Genomic DNA, 22,864 nt, shown 5'->3' with positions numbered 1-22,864 from the left:
TATGCAACCGGAAGAAATTATCCGAAGCGTAAAAGATATCTACACGCATAACGCTTTTATGCAGCACTGCGGCATAAAGGTTCACAGCATCAGCTGCGGCAAAGCTGCAGTAGGCCTGCGCATCGACCCTGCTATCCACACAAACCTTAACGGCAAGCTGCACGGAGGCTTGCTTACAACACTGGTGGATAATGCCACCGGCATCGCCTGCGCCGCTATGGGCAAGCGCGTGGTTACGGTATCGATGACCGTAGATTTCATTAAGGGCGCTCCTTCCGGTGCAATGGTAGAGGCACAAGCTGAGGTTGTTTCGCATAATGGCCAGTTAATTACTATGCAGATTCATGTATATGATACTGATACAAATACACTGCTGGCCACCGGCAGCTGCTGTATGCTGACGATTGCCGACTTCCCCGGAATTCCGGAAAAATGGTAAGTGTCAGCTTCGCAAGCAGTCTATAAAGCGTATACCATAACAGCTTAACTGCTTTCGTTATAATGTAAAAAGGCGTTCTCCCCTGCGGGAGAACGCCTTTACTGTAAGAAAAAATCTTTATCAAATTCATTCCGCCTTAATTGCTTCAACCTGCTCAACGGAAAGTGAAGTAGCCTTAGCAATATCCTCTACAGATAATCCCATACTTAAAAGACGCTTTGCGGTTGCAGTCTTTTCTTCTGCCTTGCCTTCGGCAAGACCCTGAGCCTTACCCTCAGCCAGACCTTCGGCATGTGCTTCGTCACGCAGGTCTTTCATACGCATTTCGTAAGTCATATAGGCATCCCTCACTTTCTTGTCAAATTCATTCCGCCTTAATTGCTTCAACCTGCTCAACGGAAAGTGAAGTAGCCTTAGCAATATCCTCTACAGATAATCCCATACTTAAAAGACGCTTTGCAGTTGCAGTCTTTTCTTTTGCCTTGCCTTCGGCGAGACCTTTTGCCTTGCCTTCAGCGAGACCTTCTGCCTTACCTTCGGCGAGACCTTCTGCCTTGCCTTCGGCATGTGCTTCATCACGCATGTCTTTCATACGCATTTCGTAAGTCATATAGGCATCCCTCACTTTCTTGTCATTTTTAATTTCTACAATCGTGTCAGCAACCTCACGTGTAAAATTACTGTTAATAATATTGCTGTTGATGTAGTCAAACAGACTTTGAATGTCCGGTGACACATCACCTTTGGTTCCCAAGGTATTGAGAAACATAATAACAGCTTCATCTGCCAATTCAATATTCATGTTTTCCAGACAACGCTTCTTAAAGGTATAAATACGCTGAGAATCCTGAAAAAAATCAAACAGACAGAAGAAAATTATATACGTAGGAGATAATTCGTCATAATCCTGACCTTTTTGCAGCATATCCGTATCAAGCATAGCTTGATAGTAGCGAGTACGCTTAGGCAACAGAAATTTTCCTGTAGCACGATTAACAGGATTCTTTACCTGAATTTCCAAATTGTAATGAGTATTGGCAGTATCTGCAATTCTAACATCCAGACGAATACCATGGCTGTCAGGATAAACATCAATAGTCTGCTCTGCTTCAAGATAGGTAATGTCTGCAATTTCGGTATGTAAAAGCTCTTCCAGAATATGCTTGCAGATGCGCTTCCTGAGCATAACGTGCTTGAAAAGAAAATCGTTAGACAGAGTCAGCTTATCGAGATTAGAGATTTGCTTTTGCATATGTTTCCTCCTTTGATTATAGCATAATTTGCAGTAAAAATATATAAGCCGGCAATTGCGACTGACATAAAGGAAAAGGCGCCTGCCGAAAGCTCGACAGGCGCCACTGGTCCGCACGACCAGGCATAAGCTCCGCCAAAATGCGGCTACCTATGCAACTAAGGTAATTATAACACAGAAACATTTTGAAAACAATAGTTCGTTAAACAAAAAATGCTATTACACTTAGGGCATATTTCATTACTGCAAAAGGCGTTCTCCCCTGCGAGAGAACGCCTTTACTGTTTACTGAGCTTTATTCACTTGTCACTGCCGACAATTTATTTTGCCAGCTTGTTGCCGTAATGGTCGCGCTCGCCTTTAGTATCGTTTACGCGTACACGTTCGATCTTATCGCGATCGCCATCTTCACCGCTGATGCGGTCTACACGGATGCGGCCCAATTCAGGCTCAAATTCTTTGATGATCTTTTCTTCCAGAGCTGCGCCGTTTTCGATTGCACGATAAAGCATTGCAGCAAATTCATAACGAGTCATCAGACGGTCACCGCCGAAGTTGCCGTAAGGATAGCCTTCGATGTAGCCGTTGCCTGCCAGCTTAGCGATGTATTCATATGCCCAGTGGTTAGCCGGAACATCCGGGAAGAGCTTGGTCTTGGTTTCATCCAGCATACCGAATGCTTTTTCCATCTTAGCCATTTTAGCACCCATTACTGCCAGCTGACCGCGGAGGTCGATAACCTCACGAGCCAGAGCGGTCCGGCTGTTGCTTACATGGTTGGTACGGTCCAAGGATATATATCTTAAATTTTTAGAAGTTCCAACGCATGCCAGCATTCCATTGCCAATCCTTGTAGAAATCGCTGCCCGTGCTGCGTTCTACATCAAAGTAAACATGACTGTTTTTGCTGGTTGCCAAGGCTACACCCAAGCCGTATTCAAACCAAGTATCATTATAGGTGTTGCTTACGGGTAAGCTGCTGTCTTCTGCCTCCATTACTACATCATAGCCGCCACCAAATTCATGGAGCAGGTTTGCTTTAGCATATACAATACCTTTTTCGCCAATCTTCTTGCCAATATTGAAGCCAATGCGACCAAGTGCACTCTTAATACCGCTTTGATCAACCAAAATGCCATTATCTGTTTCATAGCTTGCACCGCCCATGTAACCCAAAGTCAGCTGTGCTTGAGGCTCAATGTACCAGCCATTGTTCAAATCGTTTTTACGACCATATTCTGCACTGATGGACACGCCGGTATTATCATACTCGCCGGTAATTTTGTTACCTTTGGTATCAAATACCTTGAAATCATTATCCATATTGCTAATCTTGAACACAAAATCAAGGTAATGACCCTTGCTATATTGTTCAGTGGTATAGAAACTAATAGACTTGCCATGATTGTCGCCACTGCCACAACTATAGCTACTCTTGCCATCCACATAGCTCAGCGCTGCGCCCTGATAACGCACTATGTCATCGGTACGTTTGGTAACTGTGTCATAGCCCAATTCGTAGGTAGTGTACTTGTTCTCAAAGCTGCCGTCATAACCAATCTTGCTGCCTTTTACTCGGAACCAAGCACCCTGCTCTTCCTCACCATTATGTCTCAGCTCGCCCATACGCTGCAGCAGCTTATCATTTTCTGTACGCCAGGTGTGGTAGTTCAAAGAATTAACAGCCAGAACAGTTTCTACACTGGTAGTAGGTTTATTAAGCTTTTCTATATCCTTCAAATACCAGTCTGTAGAATAACCTTCAGTAACAGTATCACCTTTATCCTTTTCATACTTAGCCAAGTCATACTTATTCCAGAACAAAGTGCCTTCACTATCTTTAGCCTTAAACTCACCCCGCTCATCCTTAACGCTGACGAGAACAGTACCCTCTGCACCATCGTGAGAGCCATCCGCTGCCACATTATCCAAGGTGATATAATGAATGCCATTATGAAGGCCCTTTACATAAATACGGTCGCTGTTATCTGCATTTTTAGAAGCATCGATATCCATTTTTATAAGGTTTTGAGAAGCGCCATCCCCCTTCAGATTCTTCAAATACAATTTACTGAACTTGTTATCATCTTTATCGGCAGTCATATCCAGCTTAGCACCGTTAGCAATATTTAAGGTATTCATCCAGCTGTTACCGGTCAGATTCCAATATGATGTGCCATTATTCATATTGATATTGATATTAGCATCCCCAGTGGTTATTGCGCCTTCCTGGAAAACGCCCATAATACCACTAAACTGCACAACACCCTCGCCGTTATTATTAATATCCACTCTACTGTTACCATCTACACTAATCTGGGAATTATCATGTAAACTGATGAAATCCTTTTGCAAATCAACAACGGCAACATTTTCGTTCTTTTTCACACTGTTTGCAAATATAGCAATCTCTGCATTCACCTTAACAGCATCACTAAAAGCAATAGTAGATTTCTCATTATTGAAAATATAATTATTAGCCTGACCATAAAGAGCAACGCCCTTCTTTCCACTAACAGTAATATCTGCAGTCTTGCCTACAAAATTACTTCTTTCTGTCATATATAAGCCTTTATTGCCAACTTGCTGAACAACCTCATCACAATTCACATTAATCTTTAAATGACCATCCACTTTGCTGACATATGTAAACTTTTAAACAGATAAAGTCACAAAATCTGCTCTTTTATCTCAGACATTTGCTTTGCTAAACAATAGTCGGAATATTATTTTATTTTTGGCGAAAATTTCTCCTTCAGCTTTTAATCTAATAGAGTCTGTCAGAATATGCTTTGCCTGTGTTTATCAGCTTTTCCAAATAAAAATCTCTGCGTATTTCCATTAGCTCACCTTCTTTAGAAGAGATTTCTGCAACATGTTGCACTTTTCTCTTCTAAATTCGCCTCGCAGCGCCAAGCTCCCTCAAAAACGTAAAAGCCCCCGGAGCAGGACAAGCCTGCTTCGAGGGCATTCAGGTTAAAAATTTATTTTGCTTTCGGTCCCAGGCCGTACTTCTTCAGATAACGATACAAGGTTACACGGCTGACATCAAGCATTGTTGCCAGCTTACTGATATTGCCGCCGGCGGATTTCCAGGCTGCAATAAAGGCTTCCTTGTCATACTTCCAGGAGCGCTCCAAGGTTTTGTCACCGGGCAGCTTAATGTTTTCTGCTTCGATGATGCTGCCGGGAGTGTGGAAGAAGGCCTGCTCGATAACACCCTGCAGCTGCTTGATGTTACCCGGCCAGCTGCAGGACAGCAGCAGGGAAACAGCCTCGGGAGAAAGGCGTTTTTGCGGCAGGTTATGCTGTGCAGACATTTCCACCAGAATATGCGAAGCGATAACCTCGATATCCTTCACGCGCTCACGCAGAGGCGGTACGCGCATGGTGGTATCCAAAACCAGCTCATACAGATTGCGGGAGAACAAGCCCTTGTCTGCCAAGCGCTTAAGGTTGGAATCGCAGGCTGCAATTACGCGCACATCAAACATACGCGGCTTGCCGCCCTTTTCCGTTGCAGGCAGACCGTGCGTCAGTGCATCAGCCAGCTTGTCGCCCATTTCGAGCGGCAGCTTTTCTACCTCGTCGAGGAACAGAGTACCGCCGATAGCAAGCTCCAGCTTGCCTGCAGACTGCTGTCCATCCTCATTGGTGCCGAAGAATTCAGCCTCCAGCTCTGCCATAGATGCGTTGTGACATTTTACCGCAATCAGCGGAGCGGCAGCGCGGGGGCTGGCCTGATGAATGCCGTGTGCCAAACGCTGCTTGCCGGTACCGGGCTCGCCCTGCAGCAGAATGTTGTGGTCGGTGCGGGCAACGCGGCTTGCCTTATGCTGCAGCGCCAAAAATTCGCTGGTTTCGCCAACCATGCTGTACAGGCTGTAACGGCTGCTGTAACCGGTTGCATGGGCGATGGTTGTTTTCAAATCCTCGATGGACATAGAAAGCACCAAAGCACTTTCTACCTCGCTGCCAACCTTAATCGGCATAACAGTGGTAATATCCTCAAAGGTTCTGTCCTGAGTAATCCAGGTAATTTCACGACGCTGTGTTGCTACGCCATGCAGAGCTTTTTTGATAGGAATATGCTCGTAGTTCAGGAACACATCCTCCAGGCGCTCATGGCCTTCCAGACGCTTGCGGCCGTTTTCGTTGCAGTATTTCACACTGCCGTCCTTGCCCAGCCAGTAAACGGTTACCGGCAGCTGTTCCATCATAATGCGGTTGATGCTCCAGGCCTCCAGCATATTCAGGTGCTGCTCGATGGAATATTTCATCGTCATCAGCAGGCTCAACAGCAAATCATAGGGCAAATCGTTCTGATCCAGAGAAAAGAAGGAAATAATATAGCGGATTTTGCCGTTTACGCAGATAGGCGCACTGCAGGCATCGCCGGAATGGCTGTCCTTAATCCACATTTCCGGACCGAACATCAGGAAAGGCACGTTATGCTCGCGCGCAATGCTGATGCTGGAGGTACCAACATCCTCCTCCAGAACGCGCATACCCTGAATATCCTCGATAATGCGTTGGAAGAACGGCATAGCGTAGTTTTTGATTACATAGCCGTTTTCATCAATCAGCAGCATGCTCAGGTTGTGGATATTGAAATGCTGCTTGCTTTGCTCATAAAGACCGTCAACGTATTTGACGATGAACTCATGCGTCTTTTGGTGCGCGATAATTTCCTCGCGGCTCAGCTTGTTGATTTTGGGCATGGTTTCGTGCGGCAGATGCATAGCACGGCAACGCTGCCAGCTGTCGGCAACCCACGGATGCACGTTGGGGTCAACAATGCCCTCTTCCATAAACTTTCTGTAATAAGAAGCCAGCTTATCCTTATTTCTTCTCTCGCGAATCATATTTTATACCCTCCCCCGCTGTCCGGCAGTCGGCTGCCGTCAGCAGAACTTTTATTTATAAACCTCGCCGTTCGTAATCAACACCCGGCGTGCTCCATAATAGCGTTGTTTCCAGTAATCGTCCTTCAGCGACGAAAGCATTACACCCTTGGACGAGGATGCGCTCCAAAATTGTCCGTCACCGGCATAAATGCCCACATGCGACGCGCCTGCGGCGTAGGTGGTAAAAAATACCAAATCGCCGGGCCGCAGCTGCTTCTGCGTTACAAAAATCCCCTGTAACGCCTGCTCGTCTGCCAAGCGCGGCAGCTTGGCCTTGCAGTCCTTAAACACATACTGCACGTAACCAGAGCAGTCAAAGCCCTTGGTCGTGGTTCCGCCGAACACATAGGGCACACCCTTGTATTTGGCTGCACGGCTGACGATTTCCTTGCCCTTAACCTTGGGAATGCCCTCCTTGGCAAAGGCCTCCCAGGTCAGCTTCTGATAAGTAGCATCATTCAGCTCGCCGTCTGCCTTCAGCTTGTACTGCTTCTGGAAGCTTTTCAGCGCAGTGCTGGTAGCCTCCGTCATGCGTCCGCTGGGGCGTTCGTCACTGAAGCCCAGCACCTGCAGCTTTTGCTGTGCCACCTTCAGGCGCCAGTTGCTTTGCTGCACCTGTACCTTGGACTGCTGTTTGTCCTTAGTTTTTTTCTTTGCAGTTTTCTTCGCCTTTTTCTCAGGCTGCGCCTGCTTGGGCGCCTTCACTTCGGTAGCAGGCTTGGCTGCGGTATCGGCCTTGACGGCAACAGGCTCCGGCACCGCCTTCACAGGCTGCACCTCGCTTACGGCCGGCGGCGTTGCCACCGGTGCCTTATGCGGTTTGTTGCTGACAATAGGCGCTGCAGCCTGTGACTGCCATGGCAGGCTGCAGGCCAGCATGATTACGGTCAGCACAGAAGCCAGCTTCTTTTTCATCTTCATCAGCCCCGCTCAAATGCAAAATTAAAAATTAATTGTAGTTATATACGTCCCAGCTTTTCAGCTTGCTGAGCTGAGCAATACTGTAATCAATATCGCGCAGCAGCCTTTGCTTGTCATGCGGCAGCGTTGCTGCCAGCTGAACGTAGTTCGATACATGGTTGCTGCGGAAAAGGCAGTGCCTATCCGCAGGTAAATCTATATTTTCTATTATCAGTTTCAGCTCGCGCATCAAGCCCGCCGGTGAAAGCGGATTGAACTTGCCTGCCTCGTACTGGTCCAGCAGCTCGCTGCCGCGGTAAAGCATCAGGCAAAGCGCGCTAAGATGTGTCGGCTTGATAATATTGATCGCCTTGGCAGTTGCCAGTGCGTGGCGTTCGCTGCCCTCCGCACCTGCCAGGCCCAGAATAATCATCATAGAAAGCTTCATGCCGCTGGCAGTAACTCTGCGTCCCGCTTCTACCGCCTGCTCGCCGTCAACACCCTTGTTGACAGCCTTCAGCGTAGCATCGTCGCCTGTTTCCATGCCGTAATACAAAAGCTTCAGGCCTGCTTCCTTCAGCTGGCGCAGCTCCTCCTCGCTCTTGCGCAGGATATCCTTGGGCGCAGCATAGCTGGCAACGCGCTGCAGATGCGGAAACTGCTCGCGCAGTACCTGCAGAATCTTCAGCAGCTTGGCCGTCGGCAGCACCAAAGCATCGCCGTCCGCCAAAAAGACGCGGCGCACCTTGTTCTTGCCGTAATGGGCCGCCAGCGCTATCTGACGGGAAATTTCTTCATCCTTTAAAATCTGAAAGGGAACACCTCTGTACATGTTGCAGTAGGTGCATTTATTATGTGCGCAGCCGCGCGTAACGCGCAAAATAAAGCTGCGTGCCTCACTGGGAGGTCTGAAGACTGGTGTCTCGTAAGAATCAAAAAACATTTCTACTATTCTACCTCATTTTACTTTGATTGATTTGGCGCCAGTTTGAGATCTCAGAGATTTTGTAAAGTATAGTACACTTTAATAATATTATACTAGATTTTTCGCCATTTGTAACGTCCAACTGAAAACTTTTTGTTACTTTTTTTACAGAGATTTTGTGAAACATTGTCAGAGTGTAAAATAACTGTGATTTCCCGCGCCTGTTGGCAACGGTAAGGACGCTTGGGCAGGCAAAAAGCGGACGTAACAGCATATACCCGCACACAAAAAATACGCCTGCGGTCACAAACAACAGCATCGCCGCAGGCGCACCAAAGAGGCTGACACAGGTCAGCCTCCGATGCTTCATATTATTTTTTCGCTAAGCATAACGCTTTACAGCATCAGCTTATCATTTGCGTTTTCTGCGCAGGAAGAAGAAGGCAGCGCCACCGATGATAATTACGCCGCCGATAATCGTCAGCAGGCCAAAACCGTCATCGTCATCCTCATTTTCTTCCTCATCCTCGGCAGCGGGCAGCTCTGCATTGCCCACAGCCACCGGCCATTGGCTCTTCATCTCGCCGTGGACTGCCGTAACGGTAACGACGCCATCAGCCTTACCAATCAGCTTGCCATCTTCGATAACGGCAATTTTTTCATCGCTCACGCTCCACTCCGGTGTCACGCCGTCAGCCTCGCCCACAACGTAGGCCTCCAGCTTCAGCGCCTCGTCTATTCCCAAGTGTGCCGGCAAATTCGGAGCCTCCAGCTTCGGCTCATAGGCGGTAATCTGCGTCACAAAGGCCTTTTCGCCCTTTTCCAGCAGCAGCTTACCGCTAATCGTCGCAGTTCCCGGCTTCACAGCCAAAAGCTGCACATCGCCGTCCACCTTCACTATATCACTGTTAGAGGAACGCAGATCCGTTACGTTATAGCCTACGCAGCCCGGCAGCGAAGCAACTATGCGTGTACGCTCGCCCACCTTCAGGCTTGCCTCCTCCGGAGCCACCGTCACCAGCGGGCTAAGCTCGGAGGCTGCGGTTGCAGGCAGGTCAGGCGCATCCTCATCGCCCTCAAGCTCGCCGCTTTCGATTGCAGGGCCTTCCAGCTCATCCTCCTCTACAAGCGGTGCTCTTTTGGCAGCCAGCATATTGATCGGGTCACCGTAAATAAGGCTTACCTCATCCTCTTTATCGTTGCGGTACACAGCGCTCAAATCGGCAGCTACCAAAAATTTGGCAATAACCTTGCCCTCATCATCAAGCGCCGTCAGCTGATAGAACCAGCCGTCCACAGGTTCCTCCGCATAGAGCAGCTTATAATCATCGGCATCCTCCGGCAAGCCTGTCTGCTTTTCCGGCAGTCCGGCAAGCAGCGCGGCGACCGCAGCCTCGGATACATCAAAGCTGTCCTCGTTGAATCTGTATTCACCCTGAACATCAAGCGGCAGCGGTCCGTCCTGATAGGCGGTAATGCTCTTGTCCTTCAGCACGAAGCGCAGCTCCACCGTATCATTATTTTTGTAATCTACCTCGGCAATACCGTCGCCGTCCTCGTTGATTTCAAAAACGCCGGCAGTAACGAAATCCTCCGCACTGTCCTCTTCCTCACTGCCACGCAAAACCTTCAGCTCGTAAAGATATTTATCATCGCCCAAGGGTTTGATATTCAGCACGCCGTTATTATACTGGCTGCTTTCGGTCCACACATAGCAGCCTGCCGTATTCTTCCAGTCATTTTTGGAGGCGGCGCCTGCCAGCAGCGTCAGGCTGCACAGCAGCAGGGTAAGCATAACAGTTACGATAATACGCATCATTTTTTCTTTCATTATGCTCCCCTCCTCAAATGCTCAGACGAAACTTGGCAGTTTTGGGATTAACGCCATCCATCCAATACTTCACGGTGTATACGCCCTTAGCACATTTTTTGCCGCTGTTGCCGCTCGCCCAGCCGTTCCAGCTGAAAGCAAAATCCTGATTGGCATTTCTTGCCTTATATTTCGTGCTGTAGACCAGCTTGTTGTTTTTATTGAAAATCTGGGCATAGCAGGTCTTGCCCGTGGAATTATTCTTTTTGAAATACAGGCGCTGGTAAACATCACCGTTGCCCTTGCGGATAATCTTGGACGCACGGAACTGCATCTTGCTCTGCGGCTTGTAGCTGATGTTGACAGTCTTTTTAACCGCACCGCCCTTGCCGAAGCTGCTGGTCGTTACCAAGCGATATCTGCCCGGCTTCAGGTTTTTCATATCATAGCTGTAGGGTACAAAGCGGAAATATTTATCACCGTCATAGTACCATTTTTTCAGCTCGCGCTGCTTCCAGCGCACAACAACCTTATTATCCTTGTTGAGCAGCACCGCCTTATCCTTCATAGGACCCTTGCCCTCTACATAGCGCTGCACATTCAGCTTGGTACCGCTTACCTTGATAGTTGTTTTGTACTGCGTTGCCGCCCACGCCAATGCCGTGAAGGCCACAAGCATCGCCAGGCACGCCCCGAGCACTGTCTTCAGCCGTTTCATTTTTCCGCCTCCTAACCGCCGGATATAAAAAGACCCGGCATATACTTCTTCATTTACAGTATATACCGAGTCAATATTAACTATAAGTAACCTTTAGTTAAGAGTTGGGGAAAAAGCGCTCCAGCTGATGTCTTTTATTTTTGGCCGCCGCATCAATCTGCAGCTTGGCAAAAATTTTATTGAGATATTGCTTAATTGTCCCCTCCGACAGCGACAATCTTTGCGCAATCTCCCTGTTCGTATGGCGAGCTGCCGCCAGCTGTGCTATCTGCAGCTCCTGCTCCGTCAGCTCCTGCAGGCCTGCTTCGGCAAAGCGCATGGACATAATCTGCCCCCGGCCTGCCTCCAGCTGCTGCCCCAGGTGCAGCGCCACCGCTGCCGTTGCAGAAAATTCACCCTGCGCCTCCTGCTCCAGATAAGGCCGCAGCAGCGCTACGTTCTGCGCCAACGGCAGCACCAGCTTATCCGGCGCAGCCAGTGCCAGCGCCTGCTTCAGCGAGGCGCGGCAGCTTGTTACATCGCCTCTGCCGGCAAAGGCCGACGCCCTTTGCACCTGCAAATACAGCAGGCACAAAAAATTACTGTAGGGATGGCATTCCTGCTCCCAGTCGGACCAGCGCACCAAAAGCTCCGTATACTGCCCTTGTGCCAACAGACACTGGGCACTGATATAGTTGCGGCAGGGGCGCGCCGGATAAAGCACCGAAGGCTGCTGTCCGTTTTCGTCCGTCAGCCAGCTCGGGATATATTCCGGCTTACCTAAAAGCGCATAGTAAAAGCCGGCGCACATATCGGCAGTATTCAGCAGCATGCTCTGCTTCCAAGGCTGCAGCTGCCACTGATGGCGGCTGTAGGCCTCCGCCTTGCTGCTGTAAACGCCGCGGAAAAGGTCACGCTGCATCTCCAAAAAATCACAGCAGATAGTAATACACTCCTGCCCATGCTTTTCCGCCTGATAATACGCCTTCTGCAGAGGCATATCCATTTCGTCGATGCGTCCCTGCAGCAAAAGTGCTTCCGCCTCCGTCAGCTCGGCCGCACCGGCACCGTGCCAGCCGCTCAGCAGATAGTACGGCGGCATGCACTCCTGCATATCCTCCACCGTCTGCCGCAGACTGCAGCCCGTGCGCAAATACAATCCCAGAACACTGGGCGCGCCGAAGGTCCAGATGCCCTGCTTGCTGAGCGTCTGCGGTGCGCCGCTCAGCAGCTTGTAGGCACGCCTGTGATGCTCGCTCATACCGGTGATGCTGTTGAAGGCCAAAAAGCTCAGGATAACCTCCAGCTCGCCGTAATAATTATCGCGCTCACGCTGGCTGAGGGCAATATTGCGCTCTAGCGCCGTTACGTACCATTCCTTGACCTGCAGCATTTCCGGCACCATGTTCAGCGAAAACATGCGCCGCATAATAATCAGCACCGCCTGCGGATACTGCCACAATATTTCCGGCGGACATTCGCGCAGCCAATCGAAAAGATACTGCCTGTGCTGCGGGCGCATCGACCAGTCGCGCAGTTGCTGCACTGCAGCCAGCAGACCGTTAAAATCACGGCCGCGGTACAGCCAGTCCAGCGCTTCCTCGTACTCCCTCTGCTGTGCGTACCATTGTCCCAGACGACGGAAGTACCTTTGCTGCTCAGCCTCCGGCAACAGGCCGAAGGCATGGCGCGTTGCCTGCTTCAGCATATGATGACAGCGCAGTCTGCCGTTGGCCAACCTGATAATAAAGGCATTGCATTCCAACAGTCTGCTTACAAACTCTCTGCAGCTTGTTCCGTAGGCATAGGCCACCTGCTCCGACGTAAACTCCTCCGGCTGCCCCATAAGCAGCAGCAAGCGCTGCTGCTCCGGCGGCAGCGGACGCAGCAGTACATCGGCAATCATCTCATAAACGCTGCCTGTATCAAGACAAAAGCGCTGATACCTGTCGTAGTTCAAAAAGTTAAGATAGGTAACGGAAAACCAGCCCTCGCAGGCTTCATGCAAAGCATCCAGCTGCTGCGCCGTAAGCTGCAGACCGCATCTGCTGCTGTATTCCGCCAGCTCGTCACGCTGCAGCGCCAGGTCATGCTTATCAAGGCAAAAGACCTTGCGCCCCAGCTCCAGCAGCCGGCTGCCGTCAAAAATCTGCCCTCTGCTGACAAGCAGCAGGTGCAGATGAGCAAAGCCGGCCTTGCTCAGAGCAAACAGGAAATCCAGCGCCTCGCTGCTTTCCAGCAGATGCAAATCATCTATAAACCAATAGACAGGCTCCTGCGGCAGCAGCTGACGGAACAGCTCCAACACCAACGTTCTGGCATTGGCATCGGCAGGCAAAGACTGCTGCAGCAGCGCAGCGCCCAGCTCCGTACCATGCCAGCTGTGGCACACTCCCTGCCAAAAGGCCTCGGCACCGGCGCCGTAAATGCTTTGGCGCAGCACCTTTTTGCCATAGCGCTCCTGCTCCTGCAAAAAGTACTGCACTGCCAGCGTTTTGCCGTAGCCCATGGGCGCAACAACCAGCGTTGTTCCCGCTGTCTGCAGCTCAGCCAAAAGCTCTTTTATTCTCTTGGAATAATATAAATTATTGAGCCTTTTCATGATATTTTTACTTAATTACGTTCTGCGGTGCTCCTGCCAGCCATTTTTCGATGTTGGCAAAAACGATATCAGCACGTGCAGCCAGTGCTTCGGCGCTGGCGAAGGCCACGTGCGGTGTCAGCACGGTGTTCTTGGCATGGCACAGAGGATGCTCCGGCGCAATCGGCGGCTCGCCCTCAAATACGTCAATGCCTGCGCCGGCAAGGCGTCCTTCGTTCAGCGCCTGCGCCAATGCCTCACTGTCCACAACGGGACCGCGCGCAGTATTCAGCAGTACGGCAGTCGGCTTCATCTTGGCAATAGCCTCAGCGTTAATCAGTCCGCGGGTTGCGTCCGTCAGCGGCACATGCAAGCTGACAAAATCGCTGGCAGCCAAAAGCTCATCCAAGCCGACATAGCGTACACCGGCAGCCTGCAGCTCTGCCTTCGGGGTGCGGCTGTAGGCCAGCACCTTGCAGCCGAAGGCAGCGGCAATCTTCGCCACTCTGCTGCCAATCGCACCCGTGCCCACTACACCGAAGGTTTTACCGAAAAGCTCAAAGCCTACCAGACCATCCTTCGTTCCTGCCTGACGGCAGCGGGCATCACATGGTACGATGTTGCGAATAACGCTGATAGCCAGACCGAAGGTCAGCTCTGCTACCGCATTGGTGGAATAGCCTGCAGCGTTGCACACCATCACGCCGCGCTCACGGCAGGCAGCCAGCGCAATATGGTCTACGCCGGTAAATGCAACAGAAAGCATTTTCAGATTAGGGCAGGCGTTAATAATCTCCGCACTCAGCGGCTGGTTGGCCAGCATAATAATATCAGCCTGCTGCACACGTGCCAACAGCTTCGTCTGGTCTGCTTCCTTCTCAGTATAATATACAAAATCATGACCTGCAGCCTGCAGCGGCGCTGCCAGTGCATTTATCTGCTCCATCTTTACGCCTAACGGCTCCATAACTACTATTTTCATCAAAGCACCTCCGAAAAAGTCTGTAAAATTTTTGCTTATCACTTACATATTACTACCGCAGGTATTGATTAGCAAGGAAGAATTTTTCAGGGTCTGCATCTGCCTTTATAAATATTTGCATCCGCAAATACAAAAAAGCCGTTCTTCTTTCGAAGAACGGCATATTTTCGTTGGTGATCCACCCGAGACTCGAACTCGGGACACCCTGATTAAAAGTCAGGTGCTCTACCAACTGAGCTAGTGAATCATTTGTTACCATAAATTAGCAACATTAATAGTATACAGACTAACGCAAGGAAAGTCAAGTACTTTTTTAAAATATTTTTGCTGTTTTTTCAGCAGCCTAAGCTTACAGCAGCTCCTTCAGAACGATGGTCTGCTCGCGGTTAGGACCAACGGAGATAATACCCAGTTCAACACCGGATACTTCGCTGATTTTAGCCAGATATTTTTTAGCGTTTTCCGGCAGCTCGTCATAGTTGCGGATGCCGCTGATGTCGGTCATCCAACCGTCGAACTCTTCGAAAATCGGCTCAACCTTAGCCAGAACGTTCAGGCTTGCAGGAATACGTTTGAGAACCTCATCGCCAATCTTGTAGCCAACGCACATTTTAATCTTCGGCATATTGTCGAGGATATCCAGACGGGTAATTGCCAGATAATCCAGGCTGTTCAGGCGTGCGCTGTAACGCAGCATGAAAGCATCCAGCCAGCCGCAGCGACGCGGACGACCGGTTACGGTGCCGTATTCATGGCCGGTTTCACGGATTTGGTTGCCGGGGCCGTCGGTATCCAGCAGCTCGGTGATGAAGGGACCTTCACCAACGCGGGTAGTATAAGCCTTAACTACACCTACAACATGGTCGATGAAGCGGGGACCTACGCCACTGCCGGTGCAGGCATTACCTGCAGTCGGGTTGGAGCTGGTAACATACGGATAGGTACCATGGTCGATATCGAGGAAGGTAGCCTGTGCGCCTTCGAACAGAACGTTTTTGCCTGCTGCAAACAGCTCATCCATAACAACGCCGGTGTCAGCAACGTACGGACGCAGCTCTTCTGCATAAGCCAGGTATTCCTTCAGTACGGTATCATAGTCAAACGGTTCTGCACCGTAAATTTTGGTGATAATAGCATTTTTTGCTTCCAGATTAACCTTCAGCTTATCAGCAAAGGTTTCGGGCTCCATCAGGTCGCAGATACGGATGCCAACACGAGCAACCTTATCCATGTAGCAGGGGCCGATGCCGCCTTTGGTGGTGCCGATTTTGTGATTGCCCAGTGCTTCTTCCTGCAGCTCATCAAGACGTTGATGATACGGCAGAACAACGTGTGCACGGTCAGAGATAACCAGATTGCTGCAATCAATTCCCTTTTCCTTCATGCCGGCGATTTCAGCCAGCACAACGCCGGGGTTGATTACAACGCCGTTGCCCAGAACGTTAGTCTTATCATTAAACAGTACGCCGGATGGCAGCAGACGCAGCTTATAATTAATGTTGTTAACTACAACGGTATGGCCTGCATTGGAGCCGCCGCTGTAACGAACTACAGCATCAGCCTTTTGCGCCAAATAGTCAACAATTTTACCTTTACCCTCATCGCCCCATTGGGCGCCTAAAACTACAACAGATGACATTAGCAGTCACTCCTTATCAAAATTATAAACCAAATCTAGCAAAAATCTCATCAACGTGGCGCAGCATCGGTTTCGGATCGAAGCAATGCTCAACCTCTTCGTCGGTCAGATATTTCTTGATATCCGGGTCAGCTTCAACGTTGGTCTTGAAGTCAGCGCCTTGCAGCCAACGTGCCATAGCGTTGCGTTGTACCCATTTGTAAGCGTCCTCACGCAGTACACCTTTGGTAACCAAAGCAATCAGCAGGTTTTGGCTGAAAATCAGACCGCCGGTTTTGTTCATGTTGGCAATCATTGCATCAGGATATACCAGCAGCTTGTCGATGATGTTGGAGAACTTACGCAACATATGGTCCAGAGCAATAGTTGCGTCCGGCAGAATAACGCGTTCTACGGAAGAATGGGAGATATCGCGTTCATGCCACAGGGTTACATCCTCCAGAGCTGCTACTGCATAGCCGCGCAGCAGGCGAGCCATACCGGAAACCTTTTCACAGGTGATAGGATTACGTTTATGCGGCATAGCGGAAGAACCCTTTTGGCCGGGTGCAAAATATTCTTCAGCTTCACGGATATCGGTACGTTGCAGGTTACGGATTTCGGTTGCCATCTTATCCAAAGAGGAACCGATGATTGCCAGAGTAGTCATGAAATGTGCATGACGGTCACGTTGGATAACCTGGGTTGCCAGGCGTACCGGAGTGAGCTCCAGCTTTTCGCAGACATATTTTTCTACAAACGGATCGATGTTGGAGTAAGTGCCTACAGCACCGGACAGCTTGCCGACTGCCATCATTTCACGCGCTTGTTTCAGACGTTCGATGTTACGCTCGATTTCAGCGGACCACAGCAGGAATTTCATACCGAAGGTCATCGGTTCTGCGTGGATACCGTGGGTACGGCCGATCATAACGGTATATTTGAATTCAGCGGCACGACGGCGCAGAATTTCATGGAAGTTTACCAGATGACGCATAATCAGGTCTGCGGATTGTACGGTCATGTAGCACAGTGCAGTATCCTTTACGTCGCTGGAAGTCAGGCCTTTGTGAATGTATTTGGACGCATCGCCTACATACTCAGCCACATTAGTCAGGAAAGCAATAACATCATGGTTGGTAACTGCTTCAATTTCCTTAATGCGGTCCAGACGGAAGTCTGCCTTCGTCTGAATATCCTTCAGCGCTTCGTCAGGCACAATGCCCAGTTTGTTCATAGCCTCGCAAGCCAGAATTTCTACCTTCAGCATGGTACGGAATTCATTTTCGAGTGTCCAGATATTACCCATTTCAGGATGAGTATAACGATCAATCATTTTTGTATGCCTCCCAAGACAATTTTATTCATGAAAAAACATCTGAAAGCCACAGATATTACCTTCAGATTCTTCACTACACTTTGTTGCATAAATATCATATCATTTTCCGCGTCTTATCGCAAGCTTTATGAACATTTTTTGTTGATTTTAGGTAAAATATTCGGTTTTTCTTTGCGGTTTTCTTGTAAGCTTTTTTACACTTATCAGAAAAAATCTTTGTCCGGAGAATAATTTTCACGCTTTTGACCCCAAACGGGCAATGCTCCGTGCAATACTCAAAAAGTCCCGAGATGTTAAAATCCCGGGACTTTTATTATGTCGCTGTATTCTATGCTCAGCTTTCGCGCTTTGTAAAGCCGACAAACTTGGTGAACTGCTTCTGGAAGAACAGATTAACGGTATCTACCGGACCGTTACGATGCTTAGCGATAATCAGCTCGGTATGCTTGTTTTCCGTTTCCGGATTGTAGTAATCCTCGCGGTACAGGAATGCTACAATATCCGCATCCTGCTCCAGAGAGCCGGATTCACGCAGGTCACTGAGCATGGGGCGCTTAACCTGACGCGATTCTACACTACGGCTCAGCTGTGACAGCGCCAGCACCGGCACATCCAGCTCACGCGCCAGAGCCTTCAGTGAGCGGGAAATTTCCGAAACCTCCTGCTGACGGTCACCGGAATAATTGCGCTTGCCGCTGCCCTGCATAAGCTGCAGGTAATCGACTACAATCAAATCCAGACCATGCTCTGCCTTCAGGCGGCGCGCACGGCTACGCATATCCATCGCCGTAATGCCCGCCGTATCATCAATATAGATTTTCGCACGGCTCATCGTATCGCAGGCATCCCAAAGGTGCGTCCAGTCCTCGTCATGCATCTCGCCTACGCGCAGGCGCTGGCTGTCGATGCCTGCTTCGGCGCACAGCATACGGTTAACCAGCTGCTCCTTGCTCATTTCCAGGCTGAAGAAAGCTACACTGCGCGGTTCGCCGCCGATAACCTTGTGCGCACGCAGTGCTACGTTCTGCACAATGTTCAACGCCAGTGCAGTTTTACCCATGGAAGGACGCGCTGCCAGAATAATAAAATCGGAAGGATGCAGACCGCTCGTCAGCTTATCCAAATCCGCAAAGCCTGCCGGCAGACCTGTAAGACCGCCCTTGTTCTGCAGCAGACTTTCGATGCTCTGCACGCTGTCCATCAATACGTCGTTAATCGCTGTAAAATCAGTCTTTTTCTTGCGGTTGGAAATTTCCAGAATGCGGCTTTCGGCTGTATCCAGCAGCGTACCGACATCCTCATTGGCCTCATAGCCCATAGCCGCAATTTCGGTAGAAACGCGCACAAGCTGACGCAGAACCGATTTTTCGGCAACAATATCCGCATGGTATTTAACGTTGGCCGCCGTCAGCACCACGTTCGCCAGACTGGTGATGTAGGCAATGCCGCCGATGTCCTCCAGCTTATTGTCACGCTTGAGGATTTCCGTAACAGTAACCATATCTACTGCTTCATTTTTATTATAAAGCTCCAGCATCGCACTAAAGATAACGCGATGCGCTTCGCGGTAAAAATCATCCGCCGACAGCACTTCGGTCGCCTTGGCAATAGCTTCTTTATCAATCAGCATTGCACCAAGCACAGCCTGTTCCGCTTCTATATTTTGCGGTGGCACTCTTTCTTCAATCACTCGCTTCTACCTCCTGTCAGTAATCTTTTCATTCATATTATTATACATTATTTGCTACAAAGCTGAAAGCTTTTTATTTAAACAGTATCAATGCCAAAACAAAAACAACCTCCCGCAAGCAATAGCCTAAGGGAGATTGTTCGTATAATTTTTTCCTATTGCAAGCTACAGCGCCACCTCAGCGAACTCTGTGCCCTCCTGCTCCAGCTCTATCTGCTGATTCAGGTTCTCGGTCAGCCAAGCCTCGGCCTCCGCCTTTTGCTCCGCGCGCATCTTCAGGATAACCTTGGCGCGCAGGTCATACTGCACGTCAGCAATTTCAAACAGCTGCTGTTGATAAAGCACATTCAGAATGCGGCCGACACTGTTCACATCATATAAAAAGCTGTAATAGCCCAGCAAAATCTTCTGCGCCAGGCCAGCTTCCTTCACCGCGCCTGCCACGCTGCCGCTGTAAGCGCGCACCAGTCCGCCTGCACCCAGCTTAATGCCGCCGAAGTAACGTGTCACCACGGCAGCGGTTTCCGTCAGTCCGTTCTTACGCAACACCTCCAGCATAGGAATGCCGGCAGTACCGCTCGGCTCGCCATCGTCACTGGAGCGCTGTGCCAGGTCATCCACGATATAGGCGGAGCAGTTGTGCGTTGCATCCCAGAACTCTTTTTTTACGGCCTTAATGAACTCCTGAGCCTCTGCTTCACTGTGCACCTTTTTCAGCGAGCAGATAAAACGTGATTTTTCAATCACAATTTCTTTGCGGTAATCTCTGCTTATAGTATACAAGTAGCGTACCTCCGTCCGTATTTTTCGCAATTTATATTAACATTATAACACAATTCTGCTGTTTTTAAAATTTTTTACCGTTTTTTACAGCAAACTCTTTATTTCCTCTTCTGTCTTTGTTATAATAGTGGACATTACAGACAAAGGAGAGAGCATTGATGCTACTCTCTAAAATTATTATTTTTTTATTAAGGGAAAGAGGTAATTTCATAATGAAACAATTTTGTGCTTTAATCGGCAAATTCTTTGGCATCATCGCCATCGTTTTTCTGGTTCTCGGCCTCACAATGCCGCAGAACTTTTTGTGGGTATTGAGTAAGGTACACGGCATCAGCGTTCTGAGCTGCATGCTCGGTATCGTAATGTTCGGCATGGGCACCACGCTGAACCTGAAGGATTTTGCACTGGTACTCAAACGCCCGCTTGATATTCTCATCGGCTGTTGCGCTCAGTATTTCGTAATGCCTTTCCTGGCATACCTGCTGTCCGTTGCCTTTAATCTGGACCCGGCACTGACCACCGGCGTTGTACTGGTAGGCACCTGCCCCGGCGGTACCTCCTCCAACGTAATCACCTTTATGTCCAAGGGCGACGTTGCACTTTCCGTAACCATGACCAGTGTTTCCACTGTACTTTCTCCGATTCTGACTCCGTTCATCACCTACATGATTATCGGTGAAAAGATTAACTTCGATCCGGTAGGCATGTTCTGGAGCATCGTCCAAATCGTTATCCTGCCTATCTGCTTAGGTCTGGCTGTTAAATCCTTCCTGCCTAAGCTTGCCGAAGCAGCAACCGACTATCTGCCTGCTGTATCCTCCATTGCAATTTCTCTGATTATCGCAGGTGTTATCGGCGCCAGCCGCGACCTGATCCTGAAGGCTCCCGGCCTGATTCTGCTGGTAGTTATTCTGCATAACTGCTGCGGTTACGCTCTTGGCTTTGCCATCGCCCGCTTCACCGGCCTCAGCTGGAAAAAGGCTGTTGCCCTGTCCATCGAGGTTGGTATGCAAAACTCCGGTCTGGCAACCGGCCTGGCAAAAGCACATTTCGCTGCTCTGCCTGCCGCAACCGTTCCCGGCGCAGTATTCTCCGCATGGCACAATATTTCCGGTGCACTCCTTGCGTGGGCTTACCAAAACTACCTGAATCCGAAATTTGACCCGGATTATGCTAAGGAAGAAACTGTAGAAGCAGAACCTGCAAAGGCTTAAAAATTAAATTTGACCTGAATATTATTAATAACCTTATGGCTAGTACCTCGGTACTACGCTGTAAGGTTATTTTTGTGCTATAATATTAGTTACAAAAATTCGAAGAAAAGAGTTATATTTATGGACGATAAAGAACAAAAATTCAAGACCTACCGTTCGCTCAGCAACATGCACAACTTCCGCCTGCGCCTGTTTGCGGAGGGCATTCTCACCGGTATCTTGGCCGGTATAGTCATCAGCTTCTTCCGCTTCGCCCTCTCGGAGATGGAATACCTGCGCGGAGCGCTCTACAATCGTTTGTGGGTGAGCGACTGGAGCATTAACGCCTGCTGGTTCGCTGTGCTCATCGCCATCGCCTTCATCCTGCACAAGCTCAACTGCATCGAACCAATGGCCGCCGGCAGCGGCATTCCGCAAGTCAAAGGTGCCATTTTAGGCCTGATGAAAATGCGCTGGCTGCACATTCTCTGGGTTAAGCTCACCGCCGGCATCATCGGCATCGGCGCCGGTCTTTCTCTGGGACGCGAAGGCCCTTCCATCCAACTGGGCGCAGTAACTGCGCAGGGCGTCAGCCGTATTATGGGACGCACGCGCATGGAGGAACGCTATCTGCTGACCAGCGGTGCCAGCGCCGGTCTGGCAGCAGCCTTTAACGCTCCGCTCGCCGGTGTTATCTTTGCTTTGGAAGAGCTGCACCGTAACTTTTCCATCATGGTTCTGCTGCCCTCCATGGCCGCAGCCTTCACTGCGACGATTATTTCACGTGCCATCTTCGGCCGTGCGACAATTTTTGATATCCCCGACTTACAGCTGCTACCCATCGGCTATTACGGTATTGTCATTCTTGTTGCTCTCGCCAGCGGTCTGGCAGGCGTTATCTTTAACTGGGGACTGCTGAACATCGGCCGCTTTTACAGCCTGCCCTGCTTCAAGCACCCTGTACAGAAGATTGCCTTTGCCCTCATCTGCGCCGGTATTCTGGGTTACTTCCTGCCTGAGGTTTTGGGCGGCGGCAACGATCTGATTAATCATCTGGCCAAAGCTCCCGTGTCTTTGCAGCTTCTGCTGATTTTTCTTGCAGGCAAGCTGATTTTTACGCTCATCAGCTACGGCTGCGGCGTTCCCGGCGGCTTCTTCCTGCCGATGCTTGTTATCGGCGCTCTCTGCGGCAGCATCTGCGCTCAGATTCTGATTATGTTCGGCTGGATTGAGCCTGCATACGCCACCAACATCATGGTTGTTGCTATGGCGGCACTTTTTGCTTCTTCCGTACGCGCGCCCATTACAGGCACTGTGCTGATTATGGAAATGACCGCCAGCTACCAGCAGCTACTTTCACTGGCAATTGCTGCTATGGTAGCCTTCGTCATTGCGGAGCTGTGCCACAGCAAGCCTATCTATGAGGAGCTGATGCAGCGCATGCTGCGCAAAAAAGCACCGGAGCCGGCTGTATTGGAACAGCGCAATGTTATCGAGCTGGCAGTTTGCAGCGGCAGCAGTGTAAGCGGCAAGCTTATCAAGGACATTCCCTGGCCGCCAAATACACTCTTAGTAGATGTCAAGCGCGGTGAATCACAGCTCATCCCTGCAGGCGACACACGCCTGCTCAGCGGCGATTTCATTTATATTCTTACTGCTACCGAGCACGTGGAAGAGCTTACCAAAATGGTAGAAGAATAATTATATATCAGATACAAAAACAGAGAGCCTGCGTAAACCGCAGACTC

18 protein-coding genes and 1 tRNA gene are annotated in these 22,864 nt (G+C 49.8%); 3 read left to right on the top strand and 16 right to left on the bottom strand.

The annotated features are described in order from the left end of the window. The first annotated feature begins 1 nt into the window (after nt 1). Nucleotides 2-439: a PaaI family thioesterase gene (locus KAH19_RS05035; protein WP_210685361.1), complete on the top strand. Its 438-nt coding sequence runs from the start codon at nt 2-4 to the stop codon at nt 437-439. A 126-nt stretch (nt 440-565) separates the two neighbouring features. Here the strand turns inward: KAH19_RS05035 and KAH19_RS05030 are convergent, their stop codons facing one another. The 16 genes from KAH19_RS05030 to KAH19_RS04955 form a co-directional block, all read right to left on the bottom strand. Next, nucleotides 566-775 (bottom strand): hypothetical protein, encoded by a 210-nt coding sequence (locus KAH19_RS05030; RefSeq protein ID WP_246869433.1) that lies wholly within the window; start codon nt 773-775, stop codon nt 566-568. A gap of 28 nt (nt 776-803) precedes the next feature. Further along, nucleotides 804-1,691 carry an Rpn family recombination-promoting nuclease/putative transposase gene (locus KAH19_RS05025; protein ID WP_210685360.1) on the bottom strand — a complete coding sequence of 296 codons (888 nt, stop codon included), beginning with the start codon at nt 1,689-1,691 and terminating at the stop codon, nt 804-806. A 320-nt stretch (nt 1,692-2,011) separates the two neighbouring features. Continuing rightward, a complete protein-coding gene (locus tag KAH19_RS05020) occupies nt 2,012-2,527 on the bottom strand; it encodes an S-layer homology domain-containing protein (RefSeq protein WP_210685359.1) in 516 nt (171 codons plus the stop codon). Beyond that, nucleotides 2,502-4,253 carry an autotransporter outer membrane beta-barrel domain-containing protein gene (locus KAH19_RS05015; protein WP_210685358.1) on the bottom strand — a complete coding sequence of 584 codons (1,752 nt, stop codon included), beginning with the start codon at nt 4,251-4,253 and terminating at the stop codon, nt 2,502-2,504. The genes KAH19_RS05020 and KAH19_RS05015 overlap by 26 nt, the downstream gene beginning before the upstream one ends. A gap of 422 nt (nt 4,254-4,675) precedes the next feature. Then, nucleotides 4,676-6,556, bottom strand: coding sequence for a sigma-54-dependent Fis family transcriptional regulator (locus KAH19_RS05010; RefSeq protein ID WP_210685357.1), 1,881 nt, complete (start codon nt 6,554-6,556; stop codon nt 4,676-4,678). Nucleotides 6,557-6,607: 51 nt separating this feature from the next. Continuing rightward, nucleotides 6,608-7,519: an NlpC/P60 family protein gene (locus KAH19_RS05005; RefSeq protein WP_210685356.1), complete on the bottom strand. Its 912-nt coding sequence runs from the start codon at nt 7,517-7,519 to the stop codon at nt 6,608-6,610. A 28-nt stretch (nt 7,520-7,547) separates the two neighbouring features. Further along, complete coding sequence (locus KAH19_RS05000; protein WP_210685355.1) at nt 7,548-8,441, bottom strand: radical SAM protein; 894 nt, start codon at nt 8,439-8,441, stop codon at nt 7,548-7,550. 394 nt (nt 8,442-8,835) lie between these two features. Beyond that, on the bottom strand, nt 8,836-10,254 hold the full coding sequence (locus KAH19_RS04995; RefSeq protein ID WP_210685354.1) for an LPXTG cell wall anchor domain-containing protein: 1,419 nt from the start codon (nt 10,252-10,254) through the stop codon (nt 8,836-8,838). A 13-nt stretch (nt 10,255-10,267) separates the two neighbouring features. Next, nucleotides 10,268-10,951 carry a hypothetical protein gene (locus tag KAH19_RS04990; protein ID WP_210685353.1) on the bottom strand — a complete coding sequence of 228 codons (684 nt, stop codon included), beginning with the start codon at nt 10,949-10,951 and terminating at the stop codon, nt 10,268-10,270. Nucleotides 10,952-11,048: 97 nt separating this feature from the next. Then, nucleotides 11,049-13,532 carry a LuxR C-terminal-related transcriptional regulator gene (locus tag KAH19_RS04985; RefSeq protein WP_210685352.1) on the bottom strand — a complete coding sequence of 828 codons (2,484 nt, stop codon included), beginning with the start codon at nt 13,530-13,532 and terminating at the stop codon, nt 11,049-11,051. 7 nt (nt 13,533-13,539) lie between these two features. Beyond that, complete coding sequence (locus KAH19_RS04980; RefSeq protein ID WP_246869432.1) at nt 13,540-14,493, bottom strand: 2-hydroxyacid dehydrogenase; 954 nt, start codon at nt 14,491-14,493, stop codon at nt 13,540-13,542. 171 nt (nt 14,494-14,664) lie between these two features. Next, nucleotides 14,665-14,740 (bottom strand) — tRNA-Lys (locus KAH19_RS04975). Nucleotides 14,741-14,842: 102 nt separating this feature from the next. Continuing rightward, nucleotides 14,843-16,132 carry an adenylosuccinate synthase gene (locus KAH19_RS04970; RefSeq protein ID WP_210685350.1) on the bottom strand — a complete coding sequence of 430 codons (1,290 nt, stop codon included), beginning with the start codon at nt 16,130-16,132 and terminating at the stop codon, nt 14,843-14,845. A 22-nt stretch (nt 16,133-16,154) separates the two neighbouring features. Then, complete coding sequence (purB, locus tag KAH19_RS04965) at nt 16,155-17,447, bottom strand: adenylosuccinate lyase (RefSeq protein WP_021719764.1); 1,293 nt, start codon at nt 17,445-17,447, stop codon at nt 16,155-16,157. A 337-nt stretch (nt 17,448-17,784) separates the two neighbouring features. Then, nucleotides 17,785-19,137, bottom strand: coding sequence for a replicative DNA helicase (gene dnaB, locus KAH19_RS04960; RefSeq protein WP_246869452.1), 1,353 nt, complete (start codon nt 19,135-19,137; stop codon nt 17,785-17,787). A 168-nt stretch (nt 19,138-19,305) separates the two neighbouring features. Continuing rightward, complete coding sequence (locus KAH19_RS04955) at nt 19,306-19,923, bottom strand: YigZ family protein (protein ID WP_021719762.1); 618 nt, start codon at nt 19,921-19,923, stop codon at nt 19,306-19,308. 212 nt (nt 19,924-20,135) lie between these two features. Between KAH19_RS04955 and KAH19_RS04950 the strand changes: the two genes are divergently transcribed. Further along, a complete protein-coding gene (locus KAH19_RS04950; RefSeq protein WP_210685348.1) occupies nt 20,136-21,137 on the top strand; it encodes a bile acid:sodium symporter family protein in 1,002 nt (333 codons plus the stop codon). A 120-nt stretch (nt 21,138-21,257) separates the two neighbouring features. Continuing rightward, on the top strand, nt 21,258-22,817 hold the full coding sequence (locus KAH19_RS04945) for a ClC family H(+)/Cl(-) exchange transporter (protein ID WP_210685347.1): 1,560 nt from the start codon (nt 21,258-21,260) through the stop codon (nt 22,815-22,817). Nucleotides 22,818-22,864 lie beyond the last annotated feature (47 nt).

It is taken from the genome of Phascolarctobacterium sp. Marseille-Q4147 (genome assembly GCF_017968825.1).
Taxonomy (GTDB): Bacteria; Bacillota; Negativicutes; order Acidaminococcales; family Acidaminococcaceae; genus Phascolarctobacterium_A.
The sequence above is the reverse complement of the archived record's forward strand: the minus strand, read 5'-3'. Positions and strand labels throughout refer to the sequence as shown.

What these genes read in the sequence shown, in the direction of transcription:
- KAH19_RS04990 (WP_210685353.1), bottom strand. Translation starts at nt 10,951, where the DNA reads ATGAAACGGCTGAAGACAGTGCTCGGGGCGTGCCTGGCGATGCTTGTG.
- KAH19_RS05015 (WP_210685358.1), bottom strand. Translation starts at nt 4,253, where the DNA reads ATGACAGAAAGAAGTAATTTTGTAGGCAAGACTGCAGATATTACTGTT.
- KAH19_RS05025 (WP_210685360.1), bottom strand. Translation starts at nt 1,691, where the DNA reads ATGCAAAAGCAAATCTCTAATCTCGATAAGCTGACTCTGTCTAACGAT.
- KAH19_RS04950 (WP_210685348.1), top strand. Translation starts at nt 20,136, where the DNA reads ATGAAACAATTTTGTGCTTTAATCGGCAAATTCTTTGGCATCATCGCC.
- KAH19_RS05030 (WP_246869433.1), bottom strand. Translation starts at nt 775, where the DNA reads ATGACTTACGAAATGCGTATGAAAGACCTGCGTGACGAAGCACATGCC.
- KAH19_RS04945 (WP_210685347.1), top strand. Translation starts at nt 21,258, where the DNA reads ATGGACGATAAAGAACAAAAATTCAAGACCTACCGTTCGCTCAGCAAC.
- KAH19_RS05035 (WP_210685361.1), top strand. Translation starts at nt 2, where the DNA reads ATGCAACCGGAAGAAATTATCCGAAGCGTAAAAGATATCTACACGCAT.
- KAH19_RS04970 (WP_210685350.1), bottom strand. Translation starts at nt 16,132, where the DNA reads ATGTCATCTGTTGTAGTTTTAGGCGCCCAATGGGGCGATGAGGGTAAA.
- KAH19_RS05020 (WP_210685359.1), bottom strand. Translation starts at nt 2,527, where the DNA reads ATGCTGGCATGCGTTGGAACTTCTAAAAATTTAAGATATATATCCTTG.
- KAH19_RS05010 (WP_210685357.1), bottom strand. Translation starts at nt 6,556, where the DNA reads ATGATTCGCGAGAGAAGAAATAAGGATAAGCTGGCTTCTTATTACAGA.
- KAH19_RS05000 (WP_210685355.1), bottom strand. Translation starts at nt 8,441, where the DNA reads ATGTTTTTTGATTCTTACGAGACACCAGTCTTCAGACCTCCCAGTGAG.
- KAH19_RS04995 (WP_210685354.1), bottom strand. Translation starts at nt 10,254, where the DNA reads ATGAAAGAAAAAATGATGCGTATTATCGTAACTGTTATGCTTACCCTG.
- KAH19_RS04980 (WP_246869432.1), bottom strand. Translation starts at nt 14,493, where the DNA reads ATGAAAATAGTAGTTATGGAGCCGTTAGGCGTAAAGATGGAGCAGATA.
- KAH19_RS05005 (WP_210685356.1), bottom strand. Translation starts at nt 7,519, where the DNA reads ATGAAGATGAAAAAGAAGCTGGCTTCTGTGCTGACCGTAATCATGCTG.
- KAH19_RS04985 (WP_210685352.1), bottom strand. Translation starts at nt 13,532, where the DNA reads ATGAAAAGGCTCAATAATTTATATTATTCCAAGAGAATAAAAGAGCTT.
- purB (WP_021719764.1), bottom strand. Translation starts at nt 17,447, where the DNA reads ATGATTGATCGTTATACTCATCCTGAAATGGGTAATATCTGGACACTC.